The 24,422-nt window shown below is 61.8% G+C and carries 22 protein-coding genes and 1 pseudogene; 12 read left to right on the forward strand and 11 right to left on the reverse strand.

Translation table 11 applies throughout. The features are described 5' to 3' along the window. Nucleotides 1-7 precede the first annotated feature (7 nt). Nucleotides 8-304 carry a phosphatidylglycerophosphatase gene (locus tag DCO57_RS15145; protein ID WP_116699750.1) on the reverse strand — a complete coding sequence of 99 codons (297 nt, stop codon included), beginning with the start codon at nucleotides 302-304 and terminating at the stop codon, nucleotides 8-10. Nucleotides 305-1,071: 767 nt separating this feature from the next. On the opposite strand from DCO57_RS15145, the pseudogene DCO57_RS15150 reads away from it, so the two are divergent. Continuing rightward, nucleotides 1,072-1,329: pseudogene (locus tag DCO57_RS15150) on the forward strand (YjhX family toxin); the annotation flags it as partial. Between the two features lie 59 nt (nucleotides 1,330-1,388). Here DCO57_RS15150 and soxR read toward each other — a convergent pair. Continuing rightward, nucleotides 1,389-1,910, reverse strand: a complete 522-nt coding sequence (soxR, locus tag DCO57_RS15155; RefSeq protein WP_116699752.1) for a redox-sensitive transcriptional activator SoxR — start codon at nucleotides 1,908-1,910, stop codon at nucleotides 1,389-1,391. An 84-nt stretch (nucleotides 1,911-1,994) separates the two neighbouring features. On the opposite strand from soxR, the gene DCO57_RS15160 reads away from it, so the two are divergent. Beyond that, nucleotides 1,995-2,384, forward strand: a complete 390-nt coding sequence (locus DCO57_RS15160) for a VOC family protein (RefSeq protein WP_116699753.1) — start codon at nucleotides 1,995-1,997, stop codon at nucleotides 2,382-2,384. Between the two features lie 66 nt (nucleotides 2,385-2,450). Here the strand turns inward: DCO57_RS15160 and DCO57_RS15165 are convergent, their stop codons facing one another. The 6 genes from DCO57_RS15165 to DCO57_RS15195 all read right to left on the reverse strand — a co-directional run bounded on the left by DCO57_RS15165 (nucleotide 2,451) and on the right by DCO57_RS15195 (nucleotide 10,883). Beyond that, nucleotides 2,451-3,218: an SDR family NAD(P)-dependent oxidoreductase gene (locus DCO57_RS15165; protein ID WP_116699754.1), complete on the reverse strand. Its 768-nt coding sequence runs from the start codon at nucleotides 3,216-3,218 to the stop codon at nucleotides 2,451-2,453. A 135-nt stretch (nucleotides 3,219-3,353) separates the two neighbouring features. Continuing rightward, nucleotides 3,354-4,709 carry an adenylate/guanylate cyclase domain-containing protein gene (locus DCO57_RS15170; protein ID WP_116699755.1) on the reverse strand — a complete coding sequence of 452 codons (1,356 nt, stop codon included), beginning with the start codon at nucleotides 4,707-4,709 and terminating at the stop codon, nucleotides 3,354-3,356. A 244-nt stretch (nucleotides 4,710-4,953) separates the two neighbouring features. Further along, on the reverse strand, nucleotides 4,954-6,105 hold the full coding sequence (locus DCO57_RS15175; RefSeq protein WP_116699756.1) for a response regulator transcription factor: 1,152 nt from the start codon (nucleotides 6,103-6,105) through the stop codon (nucleotides 4,954-4,956). A 799-nt stretch (nucleotides 6,106-6,904) separates the two neighbouring features. After that, entirely contained in the window at nucleotides 6,905-7,729 is an 825-nt protein-coding gene (locus DCO57_RS15185) for an MBL fold metallo-hydrolase (RefSeq protein WP_116699758.1), read from the reverse strand. A gap of 10 nt (nucleotides 7,730-7,739) precedes the next feature. Then, nucleotides 7,740-8,198, reverse strand: coding sequence for a Crp/Fnr family transcriptional regulator (locus DCO57_RS15190; protein ID WP_116699759.1), 459 nt, complete (start codon nucleotides 8,196-8,198; stop codon nucleotides 7,740-7,742). 102 nt (nucleotides 8,199-8,300) lie between these two features. Further along, entirely contained in the window at nucleotides 8,301-10,883 is a 2,583-nt protein-coding gene (locus DCO57_RS15195; RefSeq protein WP_116699760.1) for an ATP-binding cassette domain-containing protein, read from the reverse strand. Between the two features lie 489 nt (nucleotides 10,884-11,372). Here DCO57_RS15195 and DCO57_RS15200 point away from each other — a divergent pair, with 489 nt between their 5' ends. From DCO57_RS15200 to DCO57_RS15220, 5 genes are read left to right on the forward strand one after another with little or no spacing between them, the layout of a single operon-like run. Beyond that, nucleotides 11,373-12,590: a glycosyltransferase gene (locus DCO57_RS15200; RefSeq protein ID WP_116699761.1), complete on the forward strand. Its 1,218-nt coding sequence runs from the start codon at nucleotides 11,373-11,375 to the stop codon at nucleotides 12,588-12,590. A 44-nt stretch (nucleotides 12,591-12,634) separates the two neighbouring features. Then, nucleotides 12,635-13,855: a glycosyltransferase family 4 protein gene (locus DCO57_RS15205; protein WP_116699762.1), complete on the forward strand. Its 1,221-nt coding sequence runs from the start codon at nucleotides 12,635-12,637 to the stop codon at nucleotides 13,853-13,855. A gap of 23 nt (nucleotides 13,856-13,878) precedes the next feature. After that, nucleotides 13,879-15,006 (forward strand): glycosyltransferase family 4 protein, encoded by a 1,128-nt coding sequence (locus DCO57_RS15210; RefSeq protein ID WP_116699763.1) that lies wholly within the window; start codon nucleotides 13,879-13,881, stop codon nucleotides 15,004-15,006. Next, complete coding sequence (locus tag DCO57_RS15215) at nucleotides 15,003-16,157, forward strand: glycosyltransferase (RefSeq protein ID WP_116699764.1); 1,155 nt, start codon at nucleotides 15,003-15,005, stop codon at nucleotides 16,155-16,157. The genes DCO57_RS15210 and DCO57_RS15215 overlap by 4 nt, the downstream gene beginning before the upstream one ends. After that, a complete protein-coding gene (locus DCO57_RS15220; RefSeq protein ID WP_116699765.1) occupies nucleotides 16,154-16,930 on the forward strand; it encodes a polysaccharide deacetylase family protein in 777 nt (258 codons plus the stop codon). Before DCO57_RS15215 ends, DCO57_RS15220 begins: the two co-directional genes overlap by 4 nt. Before the next feature lie 207 nt (nucleotides 16,931-17,137). Here the strand turns inward: DCO57_RS15220 and DCO57_RS15225 are convergent, their stop codons facing one another. Both DCO57_RS15225 and DCO57_RS15230 read right to left on the reverse strand, forming a co-directional pair. Then, entirely contained in the window at nucleotides 17,138-17,638 is a 501-nt protein-coding gene (locus tag DCO57_RS15225) for a peptide-methionine (S)-S-oxide reductase (protein ID WP_116699766.1), read from the reverse strand. A gap of 160 nt (nucleotides 17,639-17,798) precedes the next feature. Beyond that, a complete protein-coding gene (locus DCO57_RS15230) occupies nucleotides 17,799-18,272 on the reverse strand; it encodes a hypothetical protein (protein ID WP_116699767.1) in 474 nt (157 codons plus the stop codon). A 242-nt stretch (nucleotides 18,273-18,514) separates the two neighbouring features. Between DCO57_RS15230 and nthA the strand changes: the two genes are divergently transcribed. From nthA to DCO57_RS15255, 5 genes are all read left to right on the forward strand, one after another. Further along, nucleotides 18,515-19,138, forward strand: coding sequence for a nitrile hydratase subunit alpha (gene nthA / locus DCO57_RS15235; RefSeq protein WP_116699839.1), 624 nt, complete (start codon nucleotides 18,515-18,517; stop codon nucleotides 19,136-19,138). Then, a complete protein-coding gene (gene nthB, locus DCO57_RS15240; protein ID WP_116699768.1) occupies nucleotides 19,135-19,794 on the forward strand; it encodes a nitrile hydratase subunit beta in 660 nt (219 codons plus the stop codon). The genes nthA and nthB overlap by 4 nt, the downstream gene beginning before the upstream one ends. After that, nucleotides 19,781-20,155 carry a nitrile hydratase accessory protein gene (locus DCO57_RS15245; RefSeq protein ID WP_244287952.1) on the forward strand — a complete coding sequence of 125 codons (375 nt, stop codon included), beginning with the start codon at nucleotides 19,781-19,783 and terminating at the stop codon, nucleotides 20,153-20,155. The genes nthB and DCO57_RS15245 overlap by 14 nt, the downstream gene beginning before the upstream one ends. A 1-nt stretch (nucleotide 20,156) precedes the next feature. After that, on the forward strand, nucleotides 20,157-20,609 hold the full coding sequence (locus DCO57_RS15250) for an isoprenylcysteine carboxylmethyltransferase family protein (protein ID WP_208977968.1): 453 nt from the start codon (nucleotides 20,157-20,159) through the stop codon (nucleotides 20,607-20,609). Between the two features lie 279 nt (nucleotides 20,610-20,888). After that, complete coding sequence (locus tag DCO57_RS15255; RefSeq protein WP_116699771.1) at nucleotides 20,889-23,069, forward strand: glutamine synthetase III; 2,181 nt, start codon at nucleotides 20,889-20,891, stop codon at nucleotides 23,067-23,069. A gap of 106 nt (nucleotides 23,070-23,175) precedes the next feature. On the opposite strand, the gene DCO57_RS15260 is transcribed toward DCO57_RS15255, so the two are convergent. Beyond that, nucleotides 23,176-24,174, reverse strand: coding sequence for an aldo/keto reductase (locus DCO57_RS15260; protein WP_116699772.1), 999 nt, complete (start codon nucleotides 24,172-24,174; stop codon nucleotides 23,176-23,178). Nucleotides 24,175-24,422: the final 248 nt, after the last annotated feature.

Genomic DNA, 24,422 nt, shown 5'->3' on the forward strand with positions numbered 1-24,422 from the left:
CCCGGAATCAGTTTCTTCTGCTGCGGATCCAATAGGCGAGACTGCCGGCCAGCAGACCGCCCGTGAACCGGAACGGAAACATCGCCAGGGCACCGGCATCCTGCGCGATCGGCTGCGGCAGATGCAGTATTTCGACGCCCGCTTCAAATATCAGCGACAAGGCGGCTGCGGCAAATCCCGCGATCCAGAGCTTTTGCGGTTGATCCGCGCGCCATCCCAGATAGGCGCCGATCAGCAGCGCAAACGGATTCAAAAGGCCCGATAGCCCGAGAAGATCTAGCCATGTGTGGGAGAGTATCGTCATGGCTTCCCTCTTACAGTCGGCGACATGAAAAAGCGAGACCTATCGCCTCGGGCAGCGCGCGCGACAAATTGCTACAGTATTTTTATTGCTTACATTAGACCGTCAGGTCAAATTGCCGCTCCATCGCGCGAGCTTACCCGAATATACAGAAACAACCAGCAACATAAACGGGTATTCACCTGACTGTTTTTCATTTTATTTGCGGAAGCGTTATGCTATCCTGATTTCTTAATGAAATAAAACTACCTACCCTCAGCGAACTCTTTGCAGATAAGATTTAAGCCTTATGTCAGCTCTTACATCCATTCAGGCGGATGACCCCACTGTTGAAGCTTTAAGTAAGTCCGATCGCAGACTTGCTATCCTGTGCAATAGTTGCGGCCGGTTCCGGTATATGAATCCGTCCCGATTTTCCGCCGGCAAGAAGGTTTCGGCCCTGAGCAAGACTCTTGCCTGCGGCTCCTGTGGTTCCAAGGATGTCAACGCGGTTGCCGTCTCGCGGAATCCGGGCAACGGTTACTGGCCCGCGGAATACAGCTGACCGCTGCAACGGCCGCCTTAGGGTATCCGCACTGCCAACAGCGTTGCGCCCCCCTCCCCTTCCCGCATGCCAAACGCCTCTCATCCATATGAGAGGCTTTATGCGCGTTTCACGCGAGACCCGGTAATTTCCGGCTGACAGCAGCCGGGCGATGCACACCAGCACTGCATGAGATCTGCTGCAGTGACCGAGAATCTGCATTCGAAATCGGGATTCTCAAAAATCAATGGACATTCCCAAAGCCGAACAGCGGGTCCTGCACCTGCGGGCTCAAGGCAGCTGCATTCTCGTGAAGAAGAAGAACGAGGACGGCCGTATTGTGAATTTCGAAACCCTCACGCGGGACGGATGGTACTGGGGAGGCTGCTCCATGCGCCTGTTCCGCAAGCTGAAGTACAAGCGCCTGATCGCCTCGAGCAGCGGTGGCCCTTACAAGGTCACCCGCCCGGGTCTGAGGCGGGTTCGCTCGCAAGCGGACAACCGACAAAAGGGGATTTTCCCGCCAACACCAAAATGCGCGCCGTCCTCCCGGCGCGCATGCTTTCAGCGCCTTGCGTTCGGACTGACCCGGTCCGCGCTTTCCTCGCCGTCAGCCTCCCTGTAATCGGACCGGTCGCCGAGCAGGTAGCGCGGCCCCCGGCCGTGCCGGGCGGCAGAGTCGCCGGCGTTGTACAGCCGGCAACTTTTCAGGGACAGGCAGCCGCAGCCGATACAGCTATCCAGCTTGTCCCGCAGCGCTTTCATGCGATCGATCCGCCGGTCCAGATGGCCGCGGAAATGTCTGCTGATGCGCGTCCAGTCAGCCTTTGTCGGCGCTCTGCCGTCAGGAAGCAGCGACAGCTGTTCGGCAATCTCGGCTATGGAAAAGCCGAATTCCTGCGCGATCATGACAAAGGACAGACGGCGGATGTCCGCGCGCAGAAAGCGGCGCTGGCCGCCGGCATTGCGGCTCGGGTGAACAAGGCCCTTTTCTTCATAGAACCGGATGGCGGACACGGACAGGCCGGTGCGTTCCGCCAGCTCGCCTATGGTGAGATCTCCTGCCCTGACAGGATTCTTCAACATTCCGGCCTCCCCCTCTTGACCTCAACTTAACTTGAGGAACTATCTCAGGTGTCCTGTTTGAGTCAAACCTAGAAAGGACACCCCATGAGCACTGCATTTCTGGAACATGTGAATGTCACGGTAAGCGATCCCGCGGCGACCGCAAAACGGCTGGAAGACTGGTTCGGCTGGAAAATCCGCTGGCAAGGCCCCAGCCTCGGTGGCGGGACGACCTGTCACATCGGCAACGAGAGCAGCTATGTCGCCGCCTATTCACCGCCGGACGCGACCGGACGGGCGGCAGGCGACAGCTACAGCCAGCGCGGTGGCCTCAATCACATCGCGGTCGTGGTGGAGGATCTCGACGAAACGGAAAAGCGCATAAAGTCCGGTGGCTACGAAACCCATAGTCATGCCGACTACGAGCCGGGCCGGCGTTTCTATTTCCACGACGACGACGGGATCGAATTCGAAGTGGTCAGCTACAGGACCTGAAACTGGCCTGATGACCGGATGAGCAGATACCGGCGGTGCGCGAACCTGCGCACCGCCGATCTCCTGTTACCTGGGGGCCATGCGGATGGCACCGTCGAGACGGATGGTTTCGCCATTGAGCATGTCGTTTTCGCAAATGGACCTGACAAGCCGCGCATATTCGGCGGCCTTGCCGAGACGCGAGGGAAACGGCACCTGCTGCCCCAGCGAGTCCTGGACCTCCTGGGAAAGTCCAAGCAGCATCGGCGTTTCGAAAATACCCGGCGCGATGGTCATCACCCGGATGCCGGATCTGGACAGATCCCGCGCCACAGGCAATGTCATGCCGGCGATCCCTGCCTTGGAGGCCGCATAAGCGACCTGGCCGATCTGGCCGTCGAAGGCGGCAACCGAAGCTGTCGACACGATCACGCCCCGTCCGCCGTCATCGGTACACGGCTCAAGCTCCGCCATGCCCGTCGCAGCGATCGAGATGCAGCGGAAAGAGCCGACGAGATTGACCGCGATCACCTTCTCGAACATGTCCATCGGATGCGCTTCGCCGCGAGAGGTCGTCTTGGCGACCGGTGCGATTCCGGCGCAATTGACCAGGATGCGCTCCTGGCCATGGGCTGCACGCGCCTTCTCGAAGCCGGCGACCACGCTGGCCTGATCGGTCACGTCGACATCGGCGAACAGGCCGCCGATCTCCGCGGCAACCGTTTCCCCCTGTTCGGCGTTGCGGTCAAAAAGGGTAACCTTGACGCCCTCCGAGGCAAGCATGCGGGCGGTTGCCGCCCCAAGGCCCGATGCTCCACCGGTCACGATGGCCGAGAAAGTTGAATCCAGCTTCATAATCACCTCCACAATCCATTGAAAATAATGGATTAAATCTCTTTTATTGACGGTTAGGTCAAACTATCGTGCAAGGTGACCGAGATTGACACCCCGGTCAAGCGCCTTTGCGTCGTCCCGCGCCATGGCGGCAGGTCAACGCGACAGCACGACAAGGTCGAGCGGTTGCGCCACACCGGGCACATCGGCTCCGGGACGCTCCTCGACCGGGGACATTCGCAAGCCCTGATCACGGGCCAGGTCCCAGGTAGGTCTGTCGGTCAAGACCCGGGTCGCCTGAATCTTGTTGGCGTCCTCCAGCTTCGCGGCCCTGTTGACCGCATCGCCGATGACGGTGAATTCCAGACGGGACTTCGATCCGATCACCCCCGCCGTGACCGTGCCCGCGGCAACCGCCGCGCCAACGCTCAAACGGCCGGGCCAGCCCGCCGCGGAAAATCGGGATTGGCCGGCATCGACACTTTCGACCAGACGCGTGGCCGCCCGCAATGCGTCGGCGGCATAGGTAGCAGAGGGCTGGATGGCACCGAATGTGGCCAGGATGCCGTCGCCCAGGAACTTGTCGACGCGTCCGCCCTCCTGAACGATCACGTCCACGACCAGGTTCTGGTACTCGGCAAGCACTGCCAGAACCGTCTCTGGCGGCAGGCCGGAGGATGTGGCCGTAAAGGCCCTGATGTCGGCAAAGAGGATCGCGGCATCCCGGAGAGTGCCCTCCCCGGTCTGCAGCTGCATTTCCGCGCCGGTGATCGACGCGGCTACTTCGGGCGAAAAGAAGCGGCGCAGGTCTGTCGCCGCCGCATGGTCGCGGGTGGCCTCGAAGAGCATCGACCGCCCCCGGTAGAGCACGGCGGAAAGAATGACGGTCACCGCCAGGATGACCATCGTCTTGTCGAGTTCCGCCCCGATCAGGATCGTGTTGCCGGTCAGATAGTCCACATAATTGCGGGTCACCCGCATGTGATCCATGTCCGCCAGAACCGCATAGAAGACCAGTCCCAGCCAGCCGGCAACGGCGGCAAGCCCCGTGGTCAGAACATAACGCGGATCGAACCTGAGCGCCCTCAAGGCAATGAAAATGAACACATACATCAGGGTCGGGGTCTTGAGATAGAATGTCGGATGCTGGCCGTACTGGATGTGGAAGGAAAATATCAGCCCGACCAGCAGCGCCATGTCGACGCCGATCGAGACCAGCAGATACCAGTTCGGAAGCTCGAACCTGTAGGACAGGACCAGTCGCGACACGGTGAAAAGGAAATAGATGCCCAGAGCGACCGGAACGAAATTGAACCCGGCCGATCCCTCCGCCCTCGGGGCAATCGCGTAAAGGGTCGAAAAGAAGAGCACCAGACCCAGCTGGACCCAGCCGATCAGCCGCTCCGATGATGCTTCACGGGCGCGAATTTCCGCCCGCACCCTGGCCGGAATGCCGGTCTCCGGCGGACCGCCGCGGAAAATATAGCGCAAGGTATCCAGAAATGAGCTCATGCTTGTCCAGTCGGGAGCCTGCTGTTTTCAGATAGACGCGGGATCGCTCAAGGGCCCAGGTCCGCTCAACCTTGCCGCTTCGAATGTTGCCGCTTGATGGCAAGTAGATCGGGGCGATTGACGGGAGTTTCAACTCTCGCGACCGAATGTGCAACACGCGCAACGGGAAAGTGAGCGATGCGTGACAACGCGCACCGGAAAGCCACCGCCGGACCCGACACCCGATCAACCGCATCTTTCGACTCTAGAAGCCCCCCTGCAGCCGCATTTGTTCGATTTTCCGGACAAGTTCGCTCTGGCGCCGGCAACCGGATTTGGCCAGGGATGCCTTGACCTGGTTTCGCACGGTATAGATGCTGACCTGACGGGTTTCAGCGATCTCGGCGAGGGTCAGGCCGTCGGCCAGCAGCAGTGCGGACCGGGCCTCGGCGTGACTGAGACCGAAAGCCAGCTGCAACTTTTCCTGTACGGACGCCGGGCTGACATCCTTCCTGATCGCCAGCAGGATGGCCGAGATCGACTTTGTCAGAAATCCCGGGAAAGGAGACCAGTCCAGATCTCCCATGCGCAGCCCCATGAGCCGGCAGGTCCAGCCCTGGCCCTGTCCGTCGACGAGACGCCAGCTTTTGAAGATATTCTGGTTCCCTTTGAGCTGAAGACGGGACAGCGTGGCGAATTGTCTTTGATCCTCCTCCGAGCGGAACTGAAGACGGCGGTTGAACCCGCAGCCCACCGGCGTTCCCTTTTCCAGCATCTTCTCCCCCGCGCGGCAGGCATGGTGGATCGTCATGGTTGGATCAACGACAAATATGGCCGTATCCGTGCCGAGCATGTGCTGTTCCGCGGCCCACTTTTCGAAGGACAGTCCGGATATCGCACGGCTTATTTCCAGCGACTGGCGAATAAGAGGCGAGATCGCCTTGCACAGGCGAAGCCATTCCTGCTCGTATTTGTCACGATCCTTCGCCCGCATATTGCCACCGATGAGCACCATACGGCCAGGATCGTTGACCACCATCGCCGCCCCTCCGCCATGGATATCCTCCAGCGGCCGGATTATGTCGGTGTAGAAACCGGTTTTCTTCAGTTTCTCTGGCGCACAGAGCTGATCCGTTGAGATGACATCGCCGACCGTGCATTTTCTGAAATTGGCCGCGAACGGATTCTTGTCGGCGTAATAGGTTTCATAGAGCTTCACGATGTCTGCATCGTAACCCGAGGAACAGGCAAGCGGCGCTGACCTGGTGAGCATATCATAGCCGATAATCTGGGTGCAGACGCGCGTACCGACCGCATTTCTCATTGCGTCGAGAAACTGCTGCCAGCGATCCGGATCCATCGCCGCAGCAACGACAAGATTCGAGAGATGTAGATATTTTTCCGCAGAAACGTGCACGATCCCCCCTTGGACCTGATGTCAATTATCCCGGCGGCTTCAGATCGTTTGGCATCAAACCTTTACATGAGCGTTTTGTCGCACCTTAGCCCAAATGGACCATGCACTTAATGTATACACCCTGTAAACAACTATTGATCGCATTGGACTGTCAATCGGGACGTGTTTTTCAAGCTCCGACTGACGGTTTCCCGGTTGCGCTACAGGAATTCCCGCATTCCTGCGACCGGCAATCGATCAACTTTTAAGCCATAGTGTTTTTTGGGCGGCCGTTTGGGCCGCCCTTTTTTTTCGCCGGATGGCCTGCAACAGGCACAGAAGATCACTGTCCGCGGGCGTTTCCACATTGACGGGCCGGCTTGTCACAAGGTGGCTTTCCCCGGCATGTGCCATGCGCCAGCTTGTCTGTGCGCCCCGGGAAAATCGGCCGGTTTCTGTGGTCCTCGAAAGATTTCAGTCATCCGGCGACCGCAGGCGGCATCTTTTCCGGAGCCCCTGAATACGAGTTCGCAGAACACTTCGCAGACAATGAAGTCCGGTGTCATGGAAGCCGGAACGCGGGAAAGGCGGGAAAAGGAGCGGGTTTCACGGGAATGCCCCTTTCCGCAGCCCGGCATCGGCAGCAGTTTCTTCCGCCCGCCCCCACTCCGTTCAGAGAATGAAAAATACAACCTGCCTGACACCTGGCGGCAAATTCAGCACGACCCCGGCGCCGGAAGCGCTTTTCATGCCAGGGGAAGCAAGGGTCCTGACGAAGGCCGTGACCATCCGCCCGGGCCGGTCCGTTCGCAAGAAGCCATCAGGGGCGCAGGATCATGCTTTCGCTCGCGACCAGCATGCCGGGATAGGCATCCTGCGCGGCAAGGCCGATCTCATCCAGTTCATCGTCCGTGCGGCGCGGGTCATGGTGGAAGAGAACCGGGGTCTTGACGTTTCCCGCCCTGGCAAGCTCGACCGCCTTTTGCCAGGTGGAATGTCCCCACCCCTTGAAGGTCGGATATTCCTCGTCCGTGAACATGGCATCGTAGATCATCACATCCGCGTCCCGGACGAATTCCGGCAGAGCGGCATCGATCTCCGGATCTCCGTGTTCATGGTCGGTGATGATGCAGATGGATTTGCCGTGATAGTCGAAACGGTAGCCACAGGCCCCGCCCGGGTGATTGAGGCGGGTGGTGCGGATCTCCAGATCATCCGTGCGGGGAATGGGGTCGCCGGCAGTGAAGGACTTGAACTCGACCGCTTTCAGGGTCTTGGCGGCGACCGGAAAGATCGGCGGCGACATGATGCGGCTGACAATTTCGATCAGGCTGGTGTCATCCTGAAAGTGCCCCGCCCAGGCAGTCACCTCGAAATTGGGATCGTAGGCCGGCTTGAAGAAAGGCAGTCCGCAAATGTGATCGAGATGCGTGTGGGTGAACAGCAGATCGAACGAGCGCGGCCTGCATCCGCACAGCTCCATGCCGAGGTTCCGCGCACCGGAGCCGCAATCGACGAGCACGAGTGCGTCACCTGCCCGGATCTCGAAACAGGAGGTTTCGCCTCCGTACCGCAAAGTGCTTGACCCGGGTGTCGGGGTCGAGCCCCGGACGCCCCAAAAGCGCAGCGAAAATTCCTCAGACACGTATTACTCCCTAACCGCCGCCAGCTCCCCGGCGCGCATCGGCCAGATCACGGGTCGTCCGTTCAAGCCGCAGCGCCAGTGTCCGCATGACTTCCAGCGAAATATCCGGAAACTCTTTGAGGAGTTTCAGAAAATCATCTTTCGAAACCGTTAGAACGTCCATGTTATTTGCAGCGACCAGCGTGGCCGTCCTCGGAACATCGCAAAGAATGGCGATTTCGCCGACAATGGAGTTCTCCGAAACCTGGGCGACCTTCTTCTCGCCCTCCGGCGTGTTGACCAGAACATCCGCATCGCCGGAGAGAATGATGAATGCGCAGTCTCCCTCTTCTCCCTGGGCACACAGGCGTTCACCGGCCGGATATTCCGTCCTGTCGCTGATGAATGCCAGAAGGCGCAATTTTGTTTCGTCGATACCATGAAACAGAGGAACCTTGCGCAGGGCTTCGACTTCGGCTTCCAACGTCATTTTCTACCTCCGGACGGAATGTGCAGGCTCCGGTCTATTCGCAATCGGGCACAAGTCCGGGGACTGTAGACCCACCGCGCTCCAGTATTCGTCGCCATATCGCTACCCTTTATCTGAAATCCGTCCCTGGTCCAGAATGAACCGCTGATCGAATTCTGCCGCTATATCGGCATTGGACGTACCGAACAGGAAAGTCTTGCCGGACAGTATTTCCTGCAGACCACGGCGCAATGCCTTGTCGTCTTCAGTCGTACCTGTGGCGATATCATCCAATATGGTGATTTTTGCATTTTTCAGAAGCCCCCGGACCAGCGCGATCCGGCGCCGCTGGCCTGCGGACAGACGGGACCCGGATACGCCGACATGGTAATCGAAGCCTGCGTAGATGATCGGACGCCGCAATCCGGTCTCTTCCACGATCGCGCGGATGACGTCGTCGATGCGACGGCGCGCATCCCGACGGTCGACCCTTGCCCGGCCGAAGAGAAGGTTGTCCTCGATGGTCAGCGGCGGCAGATAGACATCCGGATCGAAGGCGACGAAGCCGGGATTGTTCTTGACGACTGTTTGCAGGAAGGCCTTGCGCGCCTCGATGACCTCATCGCGGAACGCGTCGGTCATGATTCCCAGACGATGGCGGGCCGGGACCATCTTGAACGCCAGCCCCCTGAGTCTGGACCTGTCCGCGTCGCTCAGTCCCGGCCGCTGCTGGTCCGATTTGGCGATCCGCACGATCCGCTCGAATTCGGGGATTTCATCCTGGGTGATGAACGAATACGCGCCCAGAAGGCCGCTGTCTCCGGAGACGTTCGAAAACAGTTCCAGCATGGTCTCGGCGATCTTCAGGCCGACCTTCTGCAGCTTTTCGTCAAGCCCGGTCTCGGTGAGGAAGGCTCTGACCTCCGCCATTTCCGGCACCTGATCCATGGTGATTTCAGGATCGGCGGGAACGGCGAAGAACAGGTTGTCCGCAATATTCGCGCTCGCGTTGAAGCGATCGGGATGCCAGAGCTCCACCAGACCTTCGAGGGCCGGCTCCTGCAGGATCCTGGAGGCGAGACTCTTGCGCACATTCAGGATCTTCCCGGTGAAGGCGTCATCCATCGACGGATCGAAACGTGACTGCAGGCCGAGACGGTAGATATCCTTGTCGAGCCCCACGGATTCCAGAAGCTCCAGCGCCTTTTCGTCGAGCACATGGATGTTGTCGGCTCCTGCCGCTTCCAGGTCGTCCCAGACCGCCTCCAGATCGTAGACCGGATTGCGGGTTTCATTCGCTTCGCTGACACGCCGCTTGTACAGCCGCAGCTCTTCGCCTTCGCGTTGGGGCGGAATCAGCGGTCTGTGGCGCAATCCGTAATAGAGATTGTCGCGGATGGTCCCGGTCCACACGTGGACCGCACCTCCTACATAGGCAATCTCGCGGCCGAGAGTGGAATCCGTCAGCTTGTCGAGATCGTGGGGGCCAATGCAGATCTTGCCCGAGGAAGGCGACACCAGTCCCGCCGCCAGTTGCAGCACTTCCGAACGGCCGGAGCCGTCGGGTCCGGCAATGGCGCAGGCGGTGCCCGCCGGAACGGTCAGGGAGATGTCCATGACCTCCTGGCCGGCAGCCCCGCCGGAAAAACTGACATTGTCGAATACAAGATCGCCACTGAGCTCGACCTTGTCGTCCGCGGTCAGACGTTCGGTGTCGTAAAGGTCCGGCGGATCGAAATTCTCGACAACCGTCTGATACTTGACGCTGACATCGGCAGTCATCTGATAGAAGGACAGCAGCTCCTTCCAGGGACCGGCCAGATCCTTGTAGGCCGCGATCACCGCCAGCAGCGCACCGATGCTCAGGTTGCCTTCGATCACCAGATAGCCGCCGATCAGGTAGAAGAAGAACGGCGTCAGCTGGTTCATGAAGTTGTTGAGGAACTTGATGAGGAATTTCCGGTTGAAGATCTCGTAGCGGATCCGGAAATTCTCATAGAGGCGGTCGGAAATATCCGCCGAATGCCAGGCCGCGGCATCGTTGGCGTGGATCTCCGCCACACCGGTGATGCTCTCGCCCACCTTGTCGGCGATCACGCGGATATTGCGGACCCGCTGGCGCGACAGAATGACGACCCGCTTCTGCAGCATCGGGATGACATACCCCTGAATCGGATAGGAGCTGACCGCCGCCAGGCCCAGCAGCGGATCCTGCATGAAGATGAACCCGAGCTGGACCACCAGCATACCGCCCTGATAGGCGGGAAGCGCGAAGGCCTCGCCGATATATCCGCCGACATCCTCGACTTCCGACGTGATCATCGGGATGATTTCACCGGAGCTGACTTTGCGGAAATGCGGCAGCCGAAACCGCAGGACGCGCTGGAACAGTTCGAAACGCAGGCGCCTGAGCATGCGTTCGCCCAAACGTCCCTTGTAGACGTTCAGATAGAACTTCAGGCCATTGGAGACCACCACGAGGCCGAGAAAGGAAAAGCAGAGAAGCAGAAGGTAGGGGATCTGGTCGAAGTCGACGCCAAGTATCGAGCGGGGAAAGTTGGCACCCTGAACCGCGTCGTTGACGATCAGTTTCGGCAGCTCCAGAAGAACATAGACCACCGGGTAGGACAGCACTGTGACCAGAAGAATATAGATCTGTTGCCGGGCGCTATACTTCCAAATAAAGCTAAAAAGGCTTTTTTCCATCAGTTCATCCAAACAGACATGGATCAAATATGTGCAAACAGATCATATCTGGTATATTAACGATCCCAATTCGATGCGCCAGCCAGGATTAGCATTTGCCACAAGCACTTTGAAAGTGTCATCAGACCGTTCCCTGTCGAAAGTTTCATGTCAAGCCACAACGAGACGTGACAAAGACCGATCATTTGGGACATAAGGCTCTGAGCCACCCTCTGACGAAATAGGCTGAAATGGTATGAGTGAGTTTGTTCGGATACGAGGCGCAAAGTGGCAGGAGGCCCTTCGGCTTCCGGTACGTTACATCGTCGCAGCGGAGCAAAACATTCTTTCGGACAGGCTGCGATATCGGTTACGCTCCTCCTCGACACAGGCCACCGGGCAATTTCCGCTCGCCGTGCGGCTGGAGAGAACCTGCCACGATCTGGTGCACCTTTTCGGTCCGTTCAATAAGCATGCGGCTCACAGAAGCCTTACAATTCCAGGGGCATCATGAGTTCCAAGACGCCGAAGATTCTGATTTACAGCCACGATTCCTTCGGACTTGGCCATCTGCGGCGCTGCCGCGCGATTGCTCATTCCCTGGTCGGGGATTTTGATACGCTGTCCGTGCTCATCCTCTCGGGCTCGCCGATCATCGGCAGTTTCGAGTTCCGTTCGCGCGTCGATTTCGTCCGCATTCCGGGCGTCATCAAGCTGCGCGACGGCGAATACACGTCGCTTTCCCTGCACATCAACATCGACCAGACGCTGGCGATCCGCTCGTCGATCATCGAGCATACCGCCAAGGTCTTCGAGCCCGACATCTTCATTGTCGACAAGGAGCCGCTCGGATTGCGCGGCGAGGTGCTGCGCACGCTGGAAGCGCTCAAGGAGACGGACACGCGGCTGGTGCTCGGTCTGCGGGACGTGATGGACGACCCGGAGGTTCTCAAGGAAGAATGGGACCGCAAGAACGTCTATCCCGCGCTGAGGGATCTCTATGACGACATCTGGATCTACGGCCCGCAGGACATATGCGATCCGCTGGAAGGCATAAGCCTGCCGGATACTGTTGCGGACAAGCTGCGCTATACCGGTTACCTGCGCCGCGGCCTGCCGAATGCGGTCAAGGACAATCCGCCGCCAACCCCCTTCGGCGAAGAACCCTATATCCTGGTCACCCCCGGTGGCGGGGGCGACGGCGTCGAAATGGTGGACTGGGTGATGCGCGCCTATGAAACCCGCCAGCGCCCGCTTTTTCCCGCCCTGATCGTGCTCGGCCCGTTCATGCCGGCCGCGGCCGCGACCCAGTTCAGCGAGCGGGCGGAACATTTGCGCGACGTGGAGATCATCCGCTTCACGCCGCAGATCGAACCCTATCTCGCCCATGCCACGGCAATTGTCGGCATGGGAGGCTACAACACCTTCTGCGAGATCCTATCCTTCGACAAGCCGACACTGATGGTGCCGCGGGTGGTGCCGCGCCGGGAGCAGGCCATCCGCGCCGAACGGGCCGAACAAAGCGGCCTGCTCAAGGTCCTGCCGATCGACCGCTACCCGGATCCGGATCTCATGTCGGCCGCCCTGTCGGAACTTCCCGCGATGGCCGCTCCCTCCTCCGCCGGCGTCGACAATCTCCTTGGCGGACTTGAGGTCATCACCTCCCGGGTGGGTGAAATCTTCGAAGAACAACTGTCCGCCGACGGCCGCAAACTGGTCAATTTCTAACAGGCGGCCAGAGCCGCTTCCCATCCTGCAGCAAGAGTCCGTAAATGTCCCGTATCGCCGTTGTGGTCAAAGGCTACCCGCGCCTGTCCGAGACCTTCATTGCCCAGGAGATTCTCGGCCTGGAACGGCGGGGCATCGGCATTCTGATCGTCGCGCTGCGCAAGCCCTACGACCCCTACATTCACGAGCTGCACCGCCAGATTTCCGCCGAGGTGATGTATCTGCCCGAGTATGTGAAGGACGACCCGGCCCGGGTCGCCCGGGCCCGGCGCTGGGCCGAAAGACAGCCGACCCATGACGCTGCCAGGGCCCTGTTCGATGCGGATTTCGCCCGCCAGCCCAATGCGGACCGCCAGCGCCGCTGGGCGCAGGGCTGCGTGCTTGCCCACGAACTGCCAGACGACGTCTCCTGGATCTATACCCACTTTCTGCACACGCCCTGCTCGGCCGGCCGCTACGCGGCCCATCTTTCCGGACGCGGCTGGTCCTTTTCCGCCCATGCGAAGGACATCTGGACCAGTCCGGAATGGGACCTGAGAACCAAGATCAACGATGCGGCCTGGGGCGTCACCTGCACGCGCGTCAATGCCGACCATCTCAAAAACCTGTCGGACGACCCGGACAAGGTCGAGCTGCTTTATCACGGCCTGGATTTCTCCGGTTTTCCGATGCCCGATCCCGCCCCTGCCCGCCGCGACGGCACTGGTGAGCCGGTCCGGCTCGTCTCCGTCGGCCGGGCGGTGGAGAAGAAGGGCTATGACGACCTTCTTGCAGCGCTCGCCCGTCTGCCCGGGGGGCTCAACTGGCATTTCACCCATATCGGTGGCGGCGAACTGTCGGATGTCCTGAAGGCGGAAGCGGACGGACTTGGCCTTTCGGACAGGATCGACTGGCGCGGCGCGCAGCCGCGCGAGGAAGTGATTTCCGCCTGCCAGAAAGCCGATCTCTTCGTACTGCCGTCCAAACTGGCGAAATCCGGGGACCGGGACGGCCTGCCCAATGTTCTGATGGAAGCCCAGTCCATGGGGATTTGCTGCCTGTCGACGCACGTGTCGGCCATTCCGGAACTCATCAGGGACGGCGAGACCGGCGTTCTGGTCGCGCCCGGAACGCCGGGGGATCTTGCCGAGGCCCTGGAGAGTCTTGTCCGCGACCCGGACCGCCGCAACGTGCTCGGGCTGGCGGCCTCCCGCCGGGTCCGCGAGGAATTCGCCACCAACCCGGGCCTCGATCGCCTGGAAGAAAAGTTCCGGAAGGTGCTCTGAGTGCCCGGCCTGGAAGGATCCTCATGAAGATCGCCTTTACCGCGCCGATGAAACCGCTCGACCATCCCGTTCCCTCCGGCGACCGGACCATGGGACGGCTGATCGTCAAGGCTCTGCAGGCGGGCGGGCATGAGGTCAGTGTTGCCAGCACCTTCCGGTCCTGGCGCAAGGACGGCGGCGATGCGATCCAGTCGGACGTCAGGGCCGACGCCCTGCGCGAGGCGGAGCGGATCGCCGGCGACTGGCAGAAGAGCGGCTACCGGCCGGACCTGTTTCTGACCTATCACCTTTACCACAAGGCGCCGGACTGGATCGGCCCCGCGCTCGCCGACCGGTTCGGCCTGCCCTATGCCATTGTCGAGGCCAGCCGCGCCCCGAAACGTCGGACAGGCGACTGGGCCTTCGGCTTCGCCTCCGCCGACGCGGCTCTGCAGCGGGCCGACGCCGTGGCGGCCATCCATAATGCCGATGCCGAATGCCTGCGCGCGGTCGTTCCGGACGCGCGGCTGGAGGTGCTTCTACCGTTTCTCGACACCGCCCCCTACCGGCAGGCGGCCGAGACCGCAAAGCCGCTGGCGGCCCTGCCGCTGAAGCTGCTGGCAGTCGGCATGATGCGCGAGGGCGACAAGACCCGCTCCTATGAGGTTCTGGCCGCCGCCCTGCAGCAGATTCAGGACAGGGCCTGGCAATTGACGATCATCGGCGACGGGCCGAACAGGGATCATGTGCTGAAGCTGTTTCCACCGGACAAGATCGCCTGGCTGGGCGCCCTGCCCGAAGACCGGCTTGCCGTTCACTATGCGCGCCACGACCTGCTTGTCTGGCCGGCCATGCGCGAGGCCTATGGTCTCGTGCTTCTGGAAGCCCAGGCGGCGGGCATCGGGATTGTCGCCGGGGACACTTTCGGCGTGCCGGATATCGTCGTTGACGGCGAGACGGGCCTGCTTTCTGCGGAAGGTGACCCGCAGGGCTTCGCGGTCAACCTGGAACGCATTCTCGACGACCCTGCGCTGGCCGACAGGCTGGGGCATGCGGCCCGCCAGCATATCGAAAGCCGTCATTCTCTCGAGGCCGGATCGGCGCGGCTCGATGCCTTCGTGCGCAGGGCGGTGCGAAACCATGATGTGCGCAGGGAGACCGGTGCCCCATGAGCTTCAGGGCCTTCATTCATGTGCAGCATCTTCTGGGCACCGGCCATGTGGTCCGGGCAGCCAGCATCGGCAAGGCGCTTGCCGAAAGGGGCATGGAGGTCACGCTGGCCAGCGGCAACCGGATCCCGCCCACGCTGGACACCGGGGACCTGACGATCGTCGAGCTTCCGGCCTGCAAGAGCCCGGACGCAGCCTTCAAGCGCCTTGTCACTTTGGACGGTGAAGTTATTGACGAGGCTTGGAAATCCGCCCGTGTTAAAGCATCGATTCAAGCGTTCGGAGCGCAGGACTTCGACCTGCTGCTGACGGAGACCTATCCCTTCGGCCGGCGTCAGCTCGATTTCGAGCTGACGCCGCTTCTGGAAACCGCCAGGGCGCGGGCAAGACCGCCGCTCATCGCCACCTCCATTCGCGACATTCTCGTGCGCAAGAAGGACCTGTGGAAAGAGGAATGGATGGCGGATCAGGCGCTCAGGTTCTACGACCGCATCCTGATCCATTCCGATCCGGACTTCATCCGGCTTGCCGACAGTTTTCCCTTCGCGGAGCGTGTCGACCCTCTGGTGCGCTACACCAGCTATGTGGGCGGTGGCGCGCGGCCGGCGGCGGAGGGACGCGACGGCCAGGACGAGGTGATCATTTCCTGCGGCGGCGGCGCGGTCGCCGAAGGCCTGCTGTCCGCCGCCCTTGAGGCCCGCCCCCTGTCGCGGCGTGCGGAGGACACCTGCTGGCGGGTGCTGATCGGCCACGATGTGTCGCAGGAAGCCTTTGCGATCTACCAAAGGAACGCGGGCGACGGCGTGATCGTGGAGCGTGCCCGCAGGGATTTTCCCGAGCTGCTGAAACGGGCAAGGCTTTCGGTGAGCCAGGCCGGCTACAATACGGTGCTCGATATTCTCATCGCCGGGGTTCCGGCGGTTCTCGTGCCCTTTGCCCAGGCCAACGAGACGGAACAGAGCCAGCGGGCCGAAGCTCTGGCGCGCCATGGACGCGCCGTCGTGGCTCCGGAGGCAGGCCTGACGCCGGAGCGGCTGGCCGGTGCCATCGACGACGCCCTCGCCCTGCCCCGCAGTCACCACCGGGTGATGCTGGGCGGCGCGGAAAAGAGCGCCGACATTCTTCTGAACGATCTGGAGGGCCGCAAGGAATGACACCGGACCTGCAACGCTTCAGGGATGAACTGACCGCCCATCTGGACTGGTTTGCCGAGCGGGGCCGCAAGGTGCGCTTCTGGTGGCGGGACGACGATGCGGTCGAACCGACGCCGGCGCTCGAGCGCATGCTCGATCTGGCCAACCGGCACGATGTCGACATCGCCCTTGCGGTCATCCCGAAGGATGCCACCGCAGCGCTGGCCGACCGGCTAAGGGACGAGCCCCATGCCCATGTGCTGCAGCACGGCTGGCAGCACCGGAATTTTCAGCGCAAGGACCTGGGCGAGAAGGCGGCCGAACTCGGATCGCGCCGCGATCCTCAGGAACTGATGGCTCAGCTTGCCGACGGCAAGGCGCGGCTGGAAGACCTGTTCGGCGGAAAATTCATTGCCGCCATGGTGCCGCCGTGGAACCGGATCGATGCGGAAATATCCCGCCGCCTGCCGGACATCGGCCTGCCGGGCCTGTCCACCTTCACCTGGCACAATTTTCCCCGCCCCCATCAGATCCAGTCCCATGTGGACATCATCAAATGGAAGAAGCAGGTGCGTTTCATCGGCTGGGAAAGCGCCCGCCTGCGCTTCGACCTGCACCTGACCCGCCGCCGCAACACCGGCGGCGAACCGCTCGGCCTGCTGACGCACCATCTGGCCCATGACACGGGCTGCTTCGACTTCCTGGAAGAATTCCTGGCCATTGCCGCCCATCACGAGGGCGCCGAGTGGCCGGACGTGAGAGATTTGTTCACCGGGCCCAGCTCATCTTGTTAGGCGGTCTGCGGAGGCAGCCAAACGACTCTCTGCAAACGAGTGGACCCCGGCTCGGCGCTGCGCTTGGCCGGGGAGGCACGCTGGGGGAACCGGCGGACTTTCCGGGGGCACGGCGGGACTGCGGATCTGGCTGACAGGGACGGTGGCGGAGCGCGGTAATTTGCGGGGACGTTTGGTCCGGGTGCTGGTAGAGGTGCGCGCGGAGAGCTATTCCGCTGCGTCTGCGTGGTCCCGCAGGACCGAGCCGTAGTCCTTCCGCAACAGCGCCAGTTTCGGGTCGATATAGGTCTTGCAGAAGGGGCGCTCCGGGCCGTTCAGATAGTAGTTGCGGAAGCGCGCGTCGGAGGGCCTGAACGCGGCCAGGGTCAGGACTTTGGTCACCAGCGGGGCGTCGAAGCCGCGCTGCAGGGCGCGCAGCACGCGGCCGGTCTTCACCCCGGTTCCCGCGTCATAGACGTAGACCGCGCTGCGGTACTTGCCGCGCATCTTGTGGCGCGAGGTGCTGGCATGGGTGCGCAGATGGATCTCGATCAGGACCTCGAGCGGCAACACCGCCGGATCGAAGGTGACGATAACGGCTTCCGACCATGCGTCTTCCGGCGGATCGGAGCCGATGAAGCCCTGGTCCACCCGGGATATGCCCGCAATTGCCTGAAAGACGGCTTCGGTGCACCAATGGCAGCCGCCGCCGAGTCCGATTTTCACCATTGCCTCCGCAACCTGTCTCGCCGGCGCACAGTGTGCCGTGTCCTGACGGGGATGCAAAACGGCTCGGCAGAGATTCCCCCAGAGGAATCGGGAACGCGCAAGGACGGCCGCAGCCGGAACATCATCGGACCGGCTGCGACGTCCTGGCAGAATGCGCCTGTCAGGCCGTGTCGCCCAGGCCGGCCACCGGCGTCCGCTCTTGCACGGGGCGCAGCTTGAGCAGGACGAAACCGGCGATCAGCGTCATGCCCACATGCCCGACAAGGGACGACTGGGTATAGGCTCCGAAGCCCATCATGAAGCTTCGCCCGACCACCGGGGCAAGGAGCCCCTGGGCGACGAACCAGAGAACAAGGCCGGCGATCGCGCCGGAAAGAATCAGGTTCATCCGGGTGACCAGATGTGTCACCAGCACGAAGGATGAAAAGCCGATGGCGCCGATGGAAAAATGCACCAGAAACCCGATCCAGTAGGGAAGGCTCACGCCCAGGCCGATATTCGCCAGCGCAACGATCAGATTGGCCGGCTGCAGCACCACGCCGAAGATCAGGGGGGATATGAACCAGGCGTAGCCTTCGAAGGCAACTTCGGCCAGAAGGCCGGCGACAAGGAGATTTCGCAGTGTGATGGACATTGGTGGTCAGACTTTCCTGGACGGGTTTGGCGTTTCGCGATCATGATCGCCGCAGATAGGCACTGCGGCCCGGTTGCATAAGCCCGGGTGCCGTCAACGTGAACGCGGTTCATATCCCGTGAGCGGCGCGACGACCGTTGACGCCCCCATGTTGCGACATATCTCTCCCCGAAGCGGGAGCCGAATTGACAGCACCGGACCTGCGTCCTCATATGAGGTTCATCCCGTTTCAGGAGCCGCCCATGTCCGATCACGATCACGACCATTCGGATCTTTCCGACACCGAGCTGCGTGTCAGGGCGCTGGAAACCCTCCTGACCGAAAAGGGCTATATCGACCCGCCCGCTCTGGACGCGCTGATCGAGACCTACGAGACGAAGATCGGCCCGAAGAACGGCGCGATGGTCGTGGCCAGAACCTGGGTCGACCCGGACTACCGGCAAAGGCTGCTGGAAGACGCGACGGCGGCCATTGCCGAGTTCGGCTTCGCCGGGCGCCAGGGCGAGCATATGGTTGCGGTCGAGAACACCGACGAGACCCACAACATGGTCGTGTGCACCCTGTGTTCCTGCTATCCGTGGACCGTGCTCGGCCTGCCGCCGGTCTGGTACAAATCCGCGCCCTATCGCTCCCGTGCCGTGCGTGACCCGCGCGGAGTTCTGGAAGAATTCGGCGTCCGGCTGCCGCAGGGCAAGCACATCCGGGTGTGGGATTCCACCGCCGAGGTCCGCTATCTGGTCATCCCGCAACGGCCGCTGGGGACCGAGGACTGGAGCGAGGAGGATCTTGCCGGTCTCGTCACCCGCGACAGCATGATCGGCACCGGTCTGGCCATCGACCCGCTGCACAAGGAGCCCTCCGCATGAACGGCGCCCATGATCTCGGCGGACAGATGGGGTTCGGGCCGATAGCCCCGGAAGCGGATGCGCCGAACTTTCACGCCAGATGGGAAGAACGCGCCTTCGCCATCACCCTTGCCATGGGCGCCACCGGGTCATGGACCCTGGACGCCTCGCGCTACGCCCGCGAATCCCTGCCGCCGGCCGTCTATCTGTCCTCCAGCTACTACGAGATCTGGACCCGGGGGCTGGAGAAGCTCGTGGTCACCCATGGCCTGGCGACGGACGAGGAGGTGAAGCAGGGCAAGGTTCTGGTGGCGGCCAAACCGGTACAGCGGGTGCTGAAGGCGGAAGATGTGGCGGATACCCTGGCCAGAGGCGCCCCGGTGGACCGGCCCCGGCAGCAGGCGGCCAGATACCGGGTGGGTGACCGGGTGCATACCAAGCGCATTCATCCGGTAACCCATACCCGCCTGCCCCGCTATGCCCGCGACGTGGCCGGCAGGGTAGAGACCATTCACGGCGTCCACGTGTTTCCCGACAGCAACGCCCACGACAAGGGCGAACAGCCGGCCTGGCTCTACGGTGTTGCTTTCAAAGGCACAGATATCTGGGGGCCGGACAGCGACCCGACCCTGAGCCTGCACCTCGATCTGTGGGAGCCCTATCTTGACCTTGCCTGAGGACGCCGGATCGATCCGCGACGCATTGCCGGACCTGCCGCGGGACCGGGACGGCGATCCGGTCTTCAGCGCCCCGTGGGAAGCCCGGGTGTTCGCGATGACCGTCAAGGCCCATGAGGCCGGACTGTTTTCCTGGAAGGAGTGGACGCAGGCTCTCGGGGCGGAGATTGCCCGCACGGCCGACGATGCTCCGGATGCTCCCGGCTATTACGATCACTGGCTGGCCGCGTTCGAAGCCCTGTTGACGGCAAAGGGTGTTGCCGACGGGGGGCAACTGGCCGCCCTCAGGGATGCCTGGGACGCGGCTGCCCGGGCAACACCCCACGGCCAGCCCATCGAACTCGACAAGGGGCGGAGCTGACATGGAACTGAAGGTCCCGCCGGTGATTGTCGTGCTGGTCGCAGCCCTGCTGCTGTGGATCGGCGCCTGGCTGATGCCACATCTGACCCTCGCGCTTCCGGGCCGGCGACTGCTTGCAGTGCTGCTGATCCTCGCCGGCCTGATTTCCGGCCTTCAGGCCGTTCTGACATTCCGGCGGCGCACGACGACAACAAATCCCATGGCTCCGGAAACCGCCTCCGTCCTGGTCACCGACGGCGTTTACCGGTTCACCCGCAATCCGATGTATCTCGGCCTGCTGGCACTGCTGCTGGCCCTGGCCATCTGGCTCGGCACCCTGACAGCGCTGATCATCGTGCCGGGTTTCGTCTGGTACATGACCGAATTCCAGATCAAGCCCGAAGAAGAACGCCTCGGCACTCTCTTCGGCCCGCCCTATCGCGAATATCTGAGCCGGGTGCGCCGCTGGATCTGACGGTGCGGGTCCGAGGCCTGGTCAGTGGCAGGTCATGCACAGCGGGAGTCCATGTGATCCGGTCGGCTCGATGGAACGCATCCGGACCCGCCACATCGCGAAGGCCCTGCCCGATTGCTCCGCTCGTAGCTGCCCGTGCAAAGGGCAAAGCCCTGTCCCATCGTCCATTCTTTAGGCGGCGGCCTCCTGCCGGCTCAATAAAACAGGCGTTTCCCCGAAATATCGTGGCATGAAACTTGCGTGTACCCACAGGGTCAAAAGCCGCATTGGGGGACCAACATGAGCGGAAATGCCGCGCGTCTGAGCGCAATTTCAACGATCACATCGACACCGCCGGTTGAATCGGGGTTCGATTTCGCATCCAGCCCGACCAGCAGTGTCTGGGGCCAGAATGTCTTCAGCCTGAACGAGATGGAGCAGCGCCTTCCCAAGGCGATCTTCAAGTCTCTGAAGAATACCATCACGTCCGGAAAGCCGCTGGACATCGACACGGCCGATGCGGTCGCCGAGGCGATGAAAACCTGGGCGATTTCGAAAGGTGTCACCCATTACGCGCACGTCTTTTATCCGCTCACCGGCCTGACGGCCGAAAAGCACGATTCCTTCTTCGATCCGGACAGCAACGGCGGCACCATCGGCACCTTCGCCGGCAAGGCGCTGATCCAGGGCGAGCCCGACGGGTCGTCCTTCCCCAATGGCGGCATCCGCCAGACCTTCGAGGCACGCGGCTACACGATCTGGGACGTTACCAGCGCGGCCTATATCATCGAGAACCCCAACGGAACGACCCTGTGCATTCCGACGGCCTTCGTTTCCTGGACCGGTGAAGCGCTGGACAAGAAGACCCCGGTCCTCAGGTCGATGCAGGCCCTCAACAAACATGCGCAGCGGGTGCTGAGTTTCTTCGGCACAGACGGCCCCTTCGTCTCTTCCTCGGCCGGTGCCGAGCAGGAGTATTTTCTGGTCGACAACAATTTCTTCTATGCGCGCCCGGACCTGCTGGCCGCCGGCAGAACCCTGTTCGGTGCGCCTCCGCCCAAGGGCCAGGAATTCGACGATCACTATTTCGGCGCCATCCCGGAGCGGGTGCAGGCCTTCATGTTCGAAGTCGAGCGCGAATGCTTCAAGCTCGGCATTCCGGCCAAGACCCGTCACAACGAGGTCGCGCCCGGTCAGTTCGAGCTGGCCCCGGTCTATGAAATGGCCAATGTGGCCACCGACCACCAGCAGCTGGTCATGACCACCTTGAAGAAGGTGGCGCAGAAATACGGCATGACCTGCCTGCTGCACGAAAAGCCCTTTGCCGGTGTCAACGGCAGCGGCAAGCACGTGAACTTCTCGATGGGATCCCCGAAGGCGGGCAACCTGTTCGACCCCGGCGAAACACCGGCGGAAAACGCGCAGTTCCTCGTCTTCTGCGCCGCGATGATCTCGGCGGTCTACAAGCATGCCAAGCTGCTGCGCAACGTGGTCGCCTCCGCATCCAACGATCACCGCCTGGGCGCCAACGAGGCCCCGCCGGCCATCCTGTCCGTGTTCCTGGGCACCGAACTCAACCAGGTGATGGAATCCATCGTCAACGGCAGCCCGGTGACCTCGAAGAAAACGCCGCTCAACATCGGCGTCGATGTGCTGCCGCAGATCCCCAAGGATTCCGGCGACCGCAACCGCACCAGCCCGATGGCCTTCACCGGTAACCGGTTCGAATTCCGCGCGGTTGGCTCCAACCAGTCCATAGCCGGGCCGATGGTGGCCATGAACACCATCATGGCCGAAGCGCTCGACGAAGCCGCAACGGCACTGGAAGCTGCCGATACCAGCACGCAGGAAAAGCTCGGCGCGGCCGTCGCGGCCTATGTGAAGTCTGTCTGGCAGGACTGCTCGAACGTGGTCTTCAACGGCGACGGCTATGCGGACGAATGGCAGGTCGAGGCGGCAAAGCGCGGCCTTCCCAACCTCGTTGCGACGCCCGATGCCCTCGGTGTCCTCAAGGAACAGACCTACACCGACCTCTTCGCCAAATACGGCGTCCTGTCGGAACGGGAACTGGATTCGCGCTACGAGGTCTATGCCGAGCAATATGTTGCTAGCGTCAATGTGGAATCCAACCTGGTCGTGGAAATGGCCAAGACCATGGTCTTCCCGGCGGCGGTGCGCTACCAGGGCGAACTGGCGTCCAGCCTGGTCGACCTGAAGGCACTCGGCATCGAGGCCGACCATGACACCCTCATCAAGGTGACCGGCCTGATCAAGAAGCTTCAGGACTCCGTTGCGGAGCTGGAGGCCCTGAAGGCCAGCGAGCACGACGCGGAAAGCGTCGCCGCCCACTGCTTCATGATCAAGGACAAGGTGTTGCCGAAAATGGTGGAAGTCCGCGGTTACGTGGACGCCCTGGAGACCCTGGTCGCCGACGACCTGTGGCCCCTGCCGACCTATCAGGAGATGCTGTTCATCAGGTAGGAATTGGCATGTGAAACCTGACCTGTCCGGCGTCGTGCCGGGCAGGTTTCAAGGGCGGTCGAATGGGTTCCTGTCAACTGCGCCTGGTATAAGTGCGGGATTGCTGTCAGCAATACCGCTCGGGTCCGGCCCATTGGGCTTCCGAGTACCGGTCGCCGTGGGCCCAGCCGACCGGCAGCACCGCCTCGATACGCTCCAGATCCTCTGCCGTGAGGCTGAGGGCCGCGCCCGAGATGCACTCGCGCAGGTGATCCACGGACCGCGTTCCCGGGATCGGGATCACATGCGGTCCGCGGCTCAGCAGCCAGGCATTCGCCAGTCCCGCCGCCGTTGTGCCCATCTCTGCCGCCAGTTTGCGGAAGCCTTCCATGATGCGCAGGTTTTCGCTCAGGTTCGGTTCCGTGAAACGCGGGTTTGCGGCGAGGAACGGCAGATCGGCGATCCGCTCGCGCGGGATCGGGGCGTCCGTCAGCAGCGAGCGGCCCAGGGGCGAGAAGGCCACCATGGCGACACCGAGCTCCGCACAGGCCTGCACCAGTCCAAGATCGGGCGCCCGCGTGGAGAGCGAATATTCCGATTGAACGGCGGCGACAGAGAAGGCTGTCATGGCGCGCCGCAGGGTCGAGGGCGCGATTTCCGAAAGACCGATCGCGCGGGCCTTGCCCTTTTCGACCAGCCGGCCAAGATTGGCCGCCGTTTCCTCCGGGGTGAAGCGCGGATCGCGGCGATGGGCATAGAAGAGGTCCACGCACTCCACACCGAGCCGTTGCAACGACTTGTCCAGCTCGGTTTCCAGGTGCTCAGCCGAATTGTCAAAGCTGCGGTTGCCGTCCGCATCGCTTGTGATCGTGGCCTTTGTCGCGATGACGAACTCTTTGCGCGCGCCCGGATCGGCTTTCAGATAGGACCCGATGGCGTTTTCCGATTTCCCCATGCCGTAGACATTTGCCGTGTCCAGATGCGTGACACCCAGATCGCGGCAGGCATCAAGGACGGCGTGGCTCTCAGACTCGTTCGTCGGCCCGTACATGTCGGAAAAGGACATGGCACCATAGCCGATAGCGCCTATTTCCGGCCCATTGGCACCCAGTCTGCGTTTTTCCATCTTGCCCTCTATCCGTCGGAAAACCTGAAGAATTCTTTCTTAAGCCATTGTCCTGATCCCTGAAAGGGACGGATCCGAGAATCCTGGTGGCCAGGTTTTATCTGCCAAATACTTTGCGTGCTCATGGTCCCGGCGAAAGGTGAAGGGGAGACAGGCCTTTTGGTTGCGAGCACCCCGGAAATTCGGCTGATCTGATTATTCGGGCCAATTGCAATCGGCCCATTTCGGATGTTGGTGGGTTTGCAATG

It is taken from the genome of Labrenzia sp. 011 (assembly GCF_003075075.1).
In the GTDB taxonomy this organism is placed as follows: domain Bacteria; phylum Pseudomonadota; class Alphaproteobacteria; order Rhizobiales; family Stappiaceae; genus Roseibium.

Excerpts from the sequence above, each read along its gene's own strand:
- DCO57_RS15165 (WP_116699754.1), bottom strand. The coding sequence starts at position 3,218 with ATGAAGCTGGATTCAACTTTCTCGGCCATCGTGACCGGTGGAGCATCG.
- DCO57_RS15210 (WP_116699763.1), top strand. The coding sequence starts at position 13,879 with ATGAAGATCGCCTTTACCGCGCCGATGAAACCGCTCGACCATCCCGTT.
- DCO57_RS15170 (WP_116699755.1), bottom strand. The coding sequence starts at position 4,709 with ATGAGCTCATTTCTGGATACCTTGCGCTATATTTTCCGCGGCGGTCCG.
- soxR (WP_116699752.1), bottom strand. The coding sequence starts at position 1,910 with ATGTTGAAGAATCCTGTCAGGGCAGGAGATCTCACCATAGGCGAGCTG.
- DCO57_RS15220 (WP_116699765.1), top strand. The coding sequence starts at position 16,154 with ATGACACCGGACCTGCAACGCTTCAGGGATGAACTGACCGCCCATCTG.
- DCO57_RS15215 (WP_116699764.1), top strand. The coding sequence starts at position 15,003 with ATGAGCTTCAGGGCCTTCATTCATGTGCAGCATCTTCTGGGCACCGGC.
- DCO57_RS15145 (WP_116699750.1), bottom strand. The coding sequence starts at position 304 with ATGACGATACTCTCCCACACATGGCTAGATCTTCTCGGGCTATCGGGC.
- DCO57_RS15225 (WP_116699766.1), bottom strand. The coding sequence starts at position 17,638 with ATGGTGAAAATCGGACTCGGCGGCGGCTGCCATTGGTGCACCGAAGCC.
- DCO57_RS15205 (WP_116699762.1), top strand. The coding sequence starts at position 12,635 with ATGTCCCGTATCGCCGTTGTGGTCAAAGGCTACCCGCGCCTGTCCGAG.
- DCO57_RS15250 (WP_208977968.1), top strand. The coding sequence starts at position 20,157 with ATGGAACTGAAGGTCCCGCCGGTGATTGTCGTGCTGGTCGCAGCCCTG.
- DCO57_RS15190 (WP_116699759.1), bottom strand. The coding sequence starts at position 8,198 with ATGACGTTGGAAGCCGAAGTCGAAGCCCTGCGCAAGGTTCCTCTGTTT.
- DCO57_RS15195 (WP_116699760.1), bottom strand. The coding sequence starts at position 10,883 with ATGGAAAAAAGCCTTTTTAGCTTTATTTGGAAGTATAGCGCCCGGCAA.
- DCO57_RS15160 (WP_116699753.1), top strand. The coding sequence starts at position 1,995 with ATGAGCACTGCATTTCTGGAACATGTGAATGTCACGGTAAGCGATCCC.
- nthB (WP_116699768.1), top strand. The coding sequence starts at position 19,135 with ATGAACGGCGCCCATGATCTCGGCGGACAGATGGGGTTCGGGCCGATA.
- nthA (WP_116699839.1), top strand. The coding sequence starts at position 18,515 with ATGTCCGATCACGATCACGACCATTCGGATCTTTCCGACACCGAGCTG.
- DCO57_RS15260 (WP_116699772.1), bottom strand. The coding sequence starts at position 24,174 with ATGGAAAAACGCAGACTGGGTGCCAATGGGCCGGAAATAGGCGCTATC.
- DCO57_RS15255 (WP_116699771.1), top strand. The coding sequence starts at position 20,889 with ATGAGCGGAAATGCCGCGCGTCTGAGCGCAATTTCAACGATCACATCG.
- DCO57_RS15200 (WP_116699761.1), top strand. The coding sequence starts at position 11,373 with ATGAGTTCCAAGACGCCGAAGATTCTGATTTACAGCCACGATTCCTTC.
- DCO57_RS15230 (WP_116699767.1), bottom strand. The coding sequence starts at position 18,272 with ATGTCCATCACACTGCGAAATCTCCTTGTCGCCGGCCTTCTGGCCGAA.